Source organism: uncultured Campylobacter sp. (genome assembly GCF_937949835.1).
GTDB lineage: Bacteria > Campylobacterota > Campylobacteria > Campylobacterales > Campylobacteraceae > Campylobacter_B.
In genome coordinates, this window is sequence record NZ_CALEDC010000014.1 from 1 (window position 1) to 9,520 (window position 9,520).

Sequence of the window (9,520 nt, forward strand, 5' to 3'; positions counted from 1 at the left end):
TAGTTTTTAGCAAAATTTGACCTAAATTTAAGAATTCTTGAGATTTATCTTTACGGCGTTGTTTTGCATGCTAGTCGCGGGTTGCGCAGTGCTAAAATAGTAAAAAAATATCGAAGAACAGGGGGAAGATTTCAAAAGAACGGAATATGAATTTCTAAGGAAAGCTGAAAAATACGGCGCAAATTTAGTATTGATCAAAGAAAAAGCCTTAAATAAAACTCAAGTAGATACCGGCGAGCGCGAAGAAATAGAGACGATAACCAAAACAGGGCAGCCGAGAAAGGTAAAAAGAGCCGTTATGAAGGATGTGGAATTCTATAAGATTGTGGGTGATTTTTATAAGATGGCGGATTAAATCCGCCTTTGAATTCCGATAGGCGCTTAAATAGATTTAAAGCAATATTTGGCTATTATCACGTTTCATTTTTTCACAAAGGAAACCTAATGTTAGAAGGTATCGTTAGAGATAGTATCGGTAAAAGGGCTTCAAAATCCCTAAAACGAGATGGTTATCTAATCGCTAATATTTATGCGAAAGGATTTGAAAATATTAACGCAGCGTTTAAAGTAAACGACTTTATCAAAGCTATGCGCGCAAAAGAAGATCTTCCTTTCGAGGTTAGCGTGGGCGGTAAGACATATCGCGTCATCGTGCAAGAATACCAAAAGCACCCCGTCACAAATACCCTAATTCACGTAGATTTGCGAGTAGTTCAGGATGACGTCGTAAGCAAATATTTAGTGCCGGTTAAGGTAACTGGCGTCGCTAAAGGGCTAAAAAATAAAGGTATTTTGGTGCAATCCAAGCGCCGTATCGCCGTAAAATGCGCCGGCAAAGATCTACCAAACGATTTTACGCTCGATGTAAGTGATCTTGACGTAGGCGATTCGCTTTTGATCCGCGATATTCCGGTAAAAGAGGGCGTCAGCATCATCCTAGACGGCTCGGTAGCGGTAGTCGGAGTTACTTCGGCTAAATAGGGGCGCCTATGATACTGATCGCAGGACTTGGGAATCCTGCTCAGAAATACGCAGACACCAGACACAATGTCGGTTTTATGCTAATCGACGAAATTTTAAAGACGGGCGGCTTTAGCGAGCTCGGTTCGTCTAAATTCCAAGGCGAGCTTTTTAAAAAGGGCTCGCTTCTTCTTTTAAAACCCCAAACTTTTATGAACTTAAGCGGCAACTCCGTAAAAGCGGTGAATGATTTTTATAAGCCCGAGCGCATCATTGTGGTGCACGACGATATAGATTTGGATCTAGGCGCCGTTAAATTTAAAAAAGGCGGCAGTAGCGGCGGGCACAACGGTATCAAATCGATTGATGCGCTAATCGGTGTAGATTACGAGCGCGTGCGTATCGGCGTGGGCAAAAAACAGCAAGGGCAGGATGCAGCCAGTTTCGTACTCGGAAATTTTAACGAAAGTGAGCGCGAGAAGCTGAGCGAAATTTTACCCTACGTCGCGCGCGCGGTAGAGGAGCTCATTTGCTCGGATATAGAGCAGATCGCGCAAAAATTTACGATTAAAAAGGCTAGGGTGTGAAGTTATATGTAAAATACGCGGCTCTTTCCTATCTGAAGTATTTTTTTATACTTCTAATAGCCCTTGAGTGCTTTTACGTAGGCATCGACGTGCTTACCAATCTCAAAGATTTTCCCTCAAGCGCGAATACTGCTCTTTTGTATATTGCTCTAACCGCAGCGGTCGCGCTTAGCTACACGCTGCCGCTAAGTCTTATTTTTGCGCTTATTTTGATGGGCTTTAATATGATCCGTAGCAACGAGCTGGTGAGCTTTTATGCGCTTGGAGTTAGCAAAAATGCTCTGATAATCCCTCCATTTTTGATCGCACTTACGATTACTGCGGGCTTTATAGCTTTAAATTCCACCTCGTTTGCATACGCATTAAAATTTCAAAAGAATTTAACCGATTTATCGCCTACGGGGGGAGATATGTTTTTGAAATTTGAGGGTAAATATATCTACATCAAAGCTCTAAACGGCAAAAACGCAAATGATATAACGATCTTTAATATAGGGGATAACTCCGTTGCTTCACGCTCGCACGCAAGCTCTGGCGAATACGCAGGCAAAATTTGGCATCTACGCGACGTAAATACCACCACTTTACCAGCGCAGCTTAAGCTTGGAGGAAGTGGATTAAGAAGTGAGTTTAACGTGCAGAGCGAGGCGCTTAAGGGCTTTGATCCAAGCTCAATTGCAAGCGTTTATGATACGAGTAATGTATATTCGATCAGGGATGCTTTGCGTTCGATCCGCACCTTTTCGCATCAAGGCGTGAATATCTCCACTATAAAAGCAAGCCTTTATAATATGATATTTTTTCCGTTATTTGCGCCTTTGGCAGTATTGGTGCTGTATTATTACCTGCCCGTTACGGGGCGATTTTTTAATCTTGCGCTACTAAGTTTCGGATTTTTTATCGCTACGCTATGCGCTTGGGGCGTGCTTTTCGTGTTAATTAGGTTTTCTCTCAACGGCGTTATCATCCCAGAACTCGGCATTATCGTGCCCATAACAGCGTTATTAGGCTTTGCGGCATTTTTAGTTTTTAAGCATCGTTAAGCCTTGATTTGTTAGAATGGCGCAAAATTTATCGGTGGAAATTCTATGGATTATTCAAGCTTAGCCCGCAAATACGGCACCCCTTTATACGTTTACGATTTTAACGAAATACAAAAGAATTTCATAGCGCTCAAAGAGGCTTTCGCAGCGCGCAAGTCGCTCGTTTGCTTCGCGATTAAAGCCAATTCCAACCTTAGCGTTTTGAAGTTTTTGTCAGATCTTGGCAGCGGCTTTGACTGCGTCAGTATCGGCGAGCTGCGCCGCGCTCTGTATATCGGCGCAAAGAGCTATAAGATCATATTCTCGGGCGTCGGTAAGCAAGACAGCGAGCTCGAGTTTGCGCTAAAGTCAGACATCTTGCTGATAAATTTAGAAAGCGAAGCCGAGATGCTGCGTCTGGAGCGGATCGCGCAAAAGCTAAATAAGCCCGCTCGCATCAGCATCCGCGTAAATCCAAACGTCGATGCCAAGACCCACCCCTACATCTCCACGGGGCTAAATGAGAACAAATTCGGCGTCAGCATCGAGACCGCGCGCAAGATGTATATCTACGCCAAAAAGAGCAAATTTTTAAACCCAGTCGGTATCCACTTTCACATCGGCAGCCAGCTTACGGACATCTCTCCGATCTGCGACGCCGCAAAGATCGTAAGCGATCTGCTACGCGAGCTGCGAGCCCTTGAGATCGATATAAAATTTTTCGACGTGGGCGGCGGCATCGGCATCCGCTACGAGGATGAAAAACAGATCGTGCTCTACGACTACGCGCAAGGAATTTTAAAGAGCCTAAGCGGTCTAGACGTCACGATCGTGTGCGAGCCCGGGCGCTTCATAGCAGGAGCAGCGGGAGTCTTCCTTACCCGCGTGCTTTACGAAAAACAAAACTGCGGCAAGCGCTTCGTCATCGTTGACGGCGCGATGAACGATCTCATACGCCCGAGCCTCTACGGCGCGCACCACGCCATCGAGATCATTGGCGCTTCGGAGGGTATAAATTTAAACGAACCGGACGCAAGCGAAGTAAATTTAGGCAGCAGAGGCGAGGATCAAACAAGCGGCTCTGACGCGGATCAAAAAAATTTGGGCGGCGTAAATTTAGCCGAAACTAGCCTCTGCGACGTCGTCGGTCCGATCTGCGAAAGCGGCGACTTTTTAGCCAAAGGGGTGAGCTTGCCTAGCCTGCAAAGCGGCGATCTGCTCGCGATAAAAAGCGCCGGCGCCTACGGCTTTTCGATGTCGAGCAACTACAACACCCGCTGTCGCGCCGCAGAGGTCGCGGTTTACGACGGACAGGACCGCCTGATTAGAAAGCGCGAGAGCTTTGATGAACTAATCGCGCTAGAAAAGGATCTCGTATGATCCGCGCGGTGAGCCGTCTAAAACGCAGCGCAATCTTAAATTTCAAATCCGAGCGCGCAGCGGCTTTAAATTTTAACGCAGCAGCAAGCGCGGCCCTAAATTTTAAATGCACCGCCGCTTTAAATTTCAGATCCCGCTGCGACGAATTTTATCGCGCCTTTTTAGCGCGCGGAAGTTGCAGCGCAGCTATCCTAAGCGATGAAATTTTAAGTTCGCGCGGTAAGAATTTCAAAGCCTGCGGCAAGAGTGGCGGCGTGAAATTTTTAAAACCGAAATTTAGGGGCGAGCAAAAGGAGGGTTGTGATGCAAAACATCGATGATCTGCGCGTTTGTATCGACAGGCTGGATGATGAAATTTTGCGCCTTATCGACGAGCGCATGGGGTTTGTCAAAAAGATCGGCGAGCTGAAGCAGACCGCGGGCAGCGCGATCTACCGCCCGGAGCGCGAGCGCTCGATCATCAGCAGGCTGGACGGCGGAAAGGCGCGAAATTTAAGCAAAGAGGCGATCGAGGCGATATTTTTTGAAATTTTTTCGGTTTCGCGAAATTTAGAAAAGCCGCAGATCGTCGCGTTTTTAGGGCCTTTCGGCACCTATTCGCACCAAGCCGCCAAGAGCCGCTTCGGCGCGGTAAGCTCCTATCTGCCGCTCTCAAACATCGAGGCGGTCTTTAAGGAGCTTGATAGCGGCGAGGCCAAATACGGCGTCGTGCCGATCGAAAATAATACCGAAGGCGCGGTAGGCGCGACGCTTGATTGCTTGCGAAAATACGAAGGCGTCAAGATCGTCGCCGAAATTTATATGGATATCCACCACTGCTTTGCGAGCCATTGCGACGACGTAAGCACGGTGGATCAGATATTCTCGCATCCGCAAGGATACAATCAGTGCCTTAAATTTTTAGACGATCACGGCCTTAGCGGCGTTAAATTTACCGCGACCAAATCGACCGCGCTTGCGGCGCAGATGGCGGCTGCTACGCCGCACTCCGCCGCGATCTGCTCCAAGATCGCCGCCGATCTTTACGGCGTGCCGATGATGTTTCAAAAGATCGAGGACAACTCCGCCAATCGCACGCGCTTTTTCGTGCTGAGCGACTTTAAAAACCAAAAGAGCGACCGCAACAAAACGAGCATCCTAGCCAAAACCGACGACCGTCCGGGCGGGCTCGTGGACTTTTTGCAGATGTTTCGCAACGAGGGGATAAATTTAACCAAATTAGAAAGCCGCCCGATCAAGCTTAGGGATTTTAAATGCGTCTTTTATGTCGATTTTGAGGGACACATCGACGACGAGCGCGTGGCGCGCGTGCTGCAAAACGCGCAGAAAAACGGCCACGAAATCACATGGCTGGGAAGTTACATAAACGGAGGGGAGTGATGAAATTTAACGAATTTGTAGAAAATCTAAGCAATTACGAAGCGGGCAAGCCGATCGAGCTTGTAGTGCGGGAGTTTGGTATCCGCAAGCAGGACGTGTTAAAGCTTGCCAGCAACGAAAATCCCTTCGGCACTAGCGAGGCGGTGCAGGATACGATCGCGCAAAACGCCGCCTGTGCACATCTTTACCCTGATGATTCGATGTATGAGCTAAAGGGCGCGCTCGCCTCTAAATTCGGCGTAGAACCCGAAAATATCATCATCGGCGCGGGCAGCGATCAGATCATCGAGTTCGCGCTGCACGCCAAGCTCAATTCGCGACGCGCGATACTGCAGGCGGGCGTCACTTTCGCGATGTACGGCATCTACGCAAGCCACTGCGAGGCTAAAGTTTACAAAACGAGCGCGCAGGAGCACGATCTAGCTGAGCTTTTAAAAATTTATAACGCGCACAGGGATGAAATTTCGGTCATCTTTTTGTGCGTGCCGAATAATCCGCTGGGCGAGTGCTTGGATGCGGAGGCGGTGTATAAGTTCGCTGGCAGCGTGGATGAGGACACGCTTTTAGTGATCGATGCCGCATACAACGAATTTGCAGCATTTAAAGATGAGCGCAAGAAGCTTGATCCTAAGCTTTTAATTCAAAATTTTAAAAACGTGCTCTATCTAGGCACCTTCTCGAAAGTCTATGGCCTAGGCGGTATGCGCGTAGGCTACGGCATCGCGCCGCGGCAAATCATAAATGCGCTTTATAAGCTGCGACCGCCTTTTAACATCACGACGCTTAGCCTCGCAGCGGCGATCGCGGCGCTAAAAGACGAGGCTTTCGTGCAAAGAAGCCTACAAAACAACGCCGTACAGATGAGCCGCTTCGAGGATTTTGCGCGCGAGCGAAATTTGGAATTTATCCCTAGCTACGCAAATTTCATCACGTTCAAACTTAGCCCGCCGCTAGATAGTAGCGAGCTTTGCGAGAAACTTCTGCGCCGCGGCATCATCATTAGAAATTTAAAAAGCTACGGGCTAAACGCCGTGCGCATCACGATCGGTACACCTGAGCAAAGTAGTCGCGTCCTAGACGCAATGGGAGAAATTTTGAGTGGATATTAAAAATAAAAGCCTAGAGGAGCTACGGGAGCTTTGCACGCGGATCAGAGCGCGCATCATCGAAGTCGTGAGCAAAAACGGCGGCCATCTAAGCTCAAATATGGGCGCGGTCGAGCTCATCGTGGCGATGCACTACGTATTTGACGCCGCGAGCGATCCGTTTATCTTCGACGTAAGCCACCAAAGCTACGCGCACAAGCTCCTGACGGACCGTTGGGAGGAGTTCGGCTCGCTTAGGCAGTTCGGCGGTATCAGCGGCTACACGAAACCTAGCGAAAGCAAATTTGACTACTTCGTGGCGGGGCATGCCTCGACGTCGATCTCTTTAGCCGTAGGCGCGGCAAAAGCGATAAGCCTAAAGCGCGAAAATCGCGTGCCGGTCGTACTCATCGGCGACGGCTCGATGAGCGGCGGCATGACTTATGAGGCGATGAACGAGTTAGGAGATCTGCGCCCGCCCTGCATCATCATCCTAAACGACAACAAAATGAGTATCAGCAAGCCGATCGGCGCCTTTAGCAAATACCTAAGCCAAGCGATGGCGGGCGAGACATATCAAAAATTTAAATCCCACGTAAGAGAGCTGCTCTCCCACGCTCCGCAGAGCGCGACATATATGGCAAAGCGCTTTGAAAATTCCTTAAAGCTCATCATCCCTGGGATGTATTTTGAGGAGCTAGGGCTTGAATACATCGGCCCGGTCGACGGCCACGACCTAGCCGATCTCATATCGGCGCTAAAGACGGCAAAAAGCGCGCGTAAGCCCGTCGTCGTGCACGCTCAAACGATCAAAGGCAAGGGTTACGACAAGGCCGAGGGCTATTTGGAGAACTGGCACGGCGTAGGGCCTTTCGACATTCAAAGCGGAGAATTTAAGAAAAAATCCGCCGCCAAAAGCGCCACGCAAATTTACGCCGAAGCGCTTTTAAGCTTAGCCGCCAAGCATGAAAACGTCGTGGGCGTGACCGCCGCGATGCCGAGTGGTACGGGCATGGATAAGCTGATCGAGAAATTTCCGCAGCGCTTCTGGGACGTCGCGATCGCCGAATCTCACGCGCTAAGTTCGATGGCCGCGATGGCGCGCGAGGGTTTTAAGCCGTACGTTACGATATATTCGACCTTCATGCAGCGCGCGTTCGATCAGATCGTCCACGACGCGGCGATTATGAACTTAAGCTTAGTCCTTGCGATGGATCGCGCGGGCATCGTGGGCGAGGACGGCGAGACGCATGAGGGGGTCTTTGACGTGAGCTTCTTAAACGCGATCCCAAACGTCAGCATGTGCGCGCCGCGGGATGAGGTGAGCTTTAAACGGATCATCGAGTATTCCTACACGCATGAGGGAGTTTTGGCGATCCGCTATCCGCGCGGAAGTTTTATTTTAGACTGCGAAATCGATACGCCTGCGGTAGAGCTTGCAAAATCGGTGTTTTTAAAGCGCAGCGATAGCGCGCACGTAGCGCTGATCGGCTACGGAAACGGCGCTGGCAGAGCGTATAAAACGGCTGAGGCGCTGGAGGGGCAGATAGAGGCGGATGTCGTAGATCTAGTCTTTGCAAAGCCTTTGGACGCCGAGTTTTTGCGAAGCTTGGCTAGCAAAGATAAAATTTGGTATGTCTTTAGCGATAACGCCAAAAAGGGCGGCGTCGGTGAAATTTTAAGCGCATTTTTGCAAGAAAATGAAATTTCGGACGTGAAGATCGTGAGCTTTGAGTTTGCAGATATCTTTTTGCCGCACGGCAAGACCGCCGACGTGGAGCGCAGCTTGGGCTTAGATATCCAAACTCTAACCGAGCGAATATTAAGTGATAAAAAGTATTAGTTAATATCAACTTTGTTTAAAGTAAAATTTGATAATATCACTTTAAAATTTTTTGAAGGACAAAAATGAGCCACGTAGAACTACTCAAAACTTGCGGTTTGAAAGCAACTCCTCAAAGATTGTGCATCCTAAAGGTGCTCGATCGCCACGAACATCCAAGCATAGATGACCTATACGAGGGGATCAAAGAGGACTATCCATCCATTTCGCTGGCGACGGTTTATAAAAATTTAAACACCCTACTCGACGAAGGCGTCGTAGTCGAGGTCAATGCGCCGAATAAAAAGAGCCGCTACGACATTTATCAGATGCCGCATATCCACCTCGTCTGCGAAAAATGCGGCAACGTCACGGATCTTTTCATGGACGATGCCTTTAATAAGGATGTTTTGAAAAACATCGAGCGCAAAGCGGGCAATTTCATCCGCAAGCTAAATATCACGGCTACGGTCGAAGACTGCGAAAAGTGTAGATAGTTTAAAGAATTTTCTGCTATTATTACCCACTTTATTTTTGGAGCGGGTATGCAAACTAAGCGTAAATTTTTATTGAGCGACGATTCGATTCTGCGGACGCTAGAGCGTACGGGACTGAAATGTCGCAAGGTAAAGATCGCTTGGTTTTATACTTCGTTCTACCCCGAAATTTACTACATCCGCCAAAACGACGAATGCTCTTTGCATCACAAAAAAGAGGATCTCGACAGGCAAACTCTAAATTTTAAAATTTCAAAAGATGATTTCAAAGAGGCTTTAAAAAGCAGGATCGCCCGCGTCGTGCAAAAAAACCGCTACGGCTTTGCCAGCGACGAAGCGGAGTTTTGGCTAGAGCTTTACGGCGGCGAGCTAAGCACGCTCATGATTTTACGAACGAAATTTCAAAGCGAGGCGGCAAGCGCAAATTTTGATTTTGCAAAAACCTTCGGCAGCACCGATTTTTGCGAGATCACAGACGATTACCGCTACAAAAGCCGCTATCTGGCGCGCTACGGCATCCCGCCGCGCTCGCTTGATTTCGCGCACGCCCGCAGCGTTTTTGAAAAATTTAGCCGAGTTAAATTTTTCGCTCCGCCCTATGCGGACAGCGTTAAGCTCGCGCGCTTGGCGCTTGAGCTGGCATGGACGAGGGCGTGCGCCGCAAAGGGCGAGTATCAAAAAAACCTCGCCCCCGAAGCTCTTCACGAGCTGCGCGTGCAGATTCGTAAATTTAGAGCCGTTTTGAAGCTATCCGCGCCGCTTTTCGAAGCTGAAAAAAAGGATGAAA

11 protein-coding genes are annotated in these 9,520 nt (G+C 48.7%); all 11 read left to right on the forward strand.

Annotated features, from left to right (window positions below; all coding sequences use genetic code 11):
* The first annotated feature begins 190 nt into the window (after window positions 1-190).
* On the forward strand, window positions 191-355 hold the full coding sequence (locus tag Q0256_RS00340; protein WP_297958987.1) for a hypothetical protein: 165 nt from the start codon (window positions 191-193) through the stop codon (window positions 353-355).
* An 89-nt stretch (window positions 356-444) separates the two neighbouring features.
* Window positions 445-981: a 50S ribosomal protein L25/general stress protein Ctc gene (locus tag Q0256_RS00345; protein WP_297958988.1), complete on the forward strand. Its 537-nt coding sequence runs from the start codon at window positions 445-447 to the stop codon at window positions 979-981.
* A gap of 8 nt (window positions 982-989) precedes the next feature.
* The gene (gene pth, locus Q0256_RS00350) at window positions 990-1,547 is read left to right on the forward strand and encodes an aminoacyl-tRNA hydrolase (protein WP_297958990.1); all 558 of its coding nucleotides are present in this window, start codon (window positions 990-992) and stop codon (window positions 1,545-1,547) included.
* Window positions 1,544-2,590, forward strand: a complete 1,047-nt coding sequence (locus tag Q0256_RS00355) for an LptF/LptG family permease (protein WP_297958992.1) — start codon at window positions 1,544-1,546, stop codon at window positions 2,588-2,590. Before pth ends, Q0256_RS00355 begins: the two co-directional genes overlap by 4 nt.
* Window positions 2,591-2,635: 45 nt before the next feature.
* Complete coding sequence (gene lysA / locus Q0256_RS00360; protein WP_297958994.1) at window positions 2,636-3,949, forward strand: diaminopimelate decarboxylase; 1,314 nt, start codon at window positions 2,636-2,638, stop codon at window positions 3,947-3,949.
* Window positions 3,946-4,269: a hypothetical protein gene (locus tag Q0256_RS00365; protein WP_297958995.1), complete on the forward strand. Its 324-nt coding sequence runs from the start codon at window positions 3,946-3,948 to the stop codon at window positions 4,267-4,269. Before lysA ends, Q0256_RS00365 begins: the two co-directional genes overlap by 4 nt.
* Window positions 4,253-5,329 (forward strand): prephenate dehydratase, encoded by a 1,077-nt coding sequence (pheA, locus tag Q0256_RS00370; RefSeq protein WP_297959005.1) that lies wholly within the window; start codon window positions 4,253-4,255, stop codon window positions 5,327-5,329. The genes Q0256_RS00365 and pheA overlap by 17 nt, the downstream gene beginning before the upstream one ends.
* A complete protein-coding gene (gene hisC / locus Q0256_RS00375; RefSeq protein WP_297958997.1) occupies window positions 5,329-6,438 on the forward strand; it encodes a histidinol-phosphate transaminase in 1,110 nt (369 codons plus the stop codon). Before pheA ends, hisC begins: the two co-directional genes overlap by 1 nt.
* Window positions 6,428-8,257, forward strand: a complete 1,830-nt coding sequence (gene dxs / locus Q0256_RS00380) for a 1-deoxy-D-xylulose-5-phosphate synthase (protein WP_297958999.1) — start codon at window positions 6,428-6,430, stop codon at window positions 8,255-8,257. The genes hisC and dxs overlap by 11 nt, the downstream gene beginning before the upstream one ends.
* 65 nt (window positions 8,258-8,322) lie before the next feature.
* A complete protein-coding gene (locus tag Q0256_RS00385; RefSeq protein WP_297959001.1) occupies window positions 8,323-8,733 on the forward strand; it encodes a Fur family transcriptional regulator in 411 nt (136 codons plus the stop codon).
* 48 nt (window positions 8,734-8,781) lie between these two features.
* A partial coding sequence (locus Q0256_RS00390) for a CHAD domain-containing protein (RefSeq protein ID WP_297959003.1) occupies window positions 8,782-9,520 on the forward strand: 739 nt, incomplete at its 3' end.

Bases quoted from the DNA above. Each gene is read 5' to 3' on its own strand.
- Q0256_RS00385 (WP_297959001.1), top strand. From the start codon at position 8,323: ATGAGCCACGTAGAACTACTCAAAACTTGCGGTTTGAAAGCAACTCCT.
- pheA (WP_297959005.1), top strand. From the start codon at position 4,253: ATGCAAAACATCGATGATCTGCGCGTTTGTATCGACAGGCTGGATGAT.
- Q0256_RS00345 (WP_297958988.1), top strand. From the start codon at position 445: ATGTTAGAAGGTATCGTTAGAGATAGTATCGGTAAAAGGGCTTCAAAA.
- Q0256_RS00365 (WP_297958995.1), top strand. From the start codon at position 3,946: ATGATCCGCGCGGTGAGCCGTCTAAAACGCAGCGCAATCTTAAATTTC.
- lysA (WP_297958994.1), top strand. From the start codon at position 2,636: ATGGATTATTCAAGCTTAGCCCGCAAATACGGCACCCCTTTATACGTT.
- hisC (WP_297958997.1), top strand. From the start codon at position 5,329: ATGAAATTTAACGAATTTGTAGAAAATCTAAGCAATTACGAAGCGGGC.
- pth (WP_297958990.1), top strand. From the start codon at position 990: ATGATACTGATCGCAGGACTTGGGAATCCTGCTCAGAAATACGCAGAC.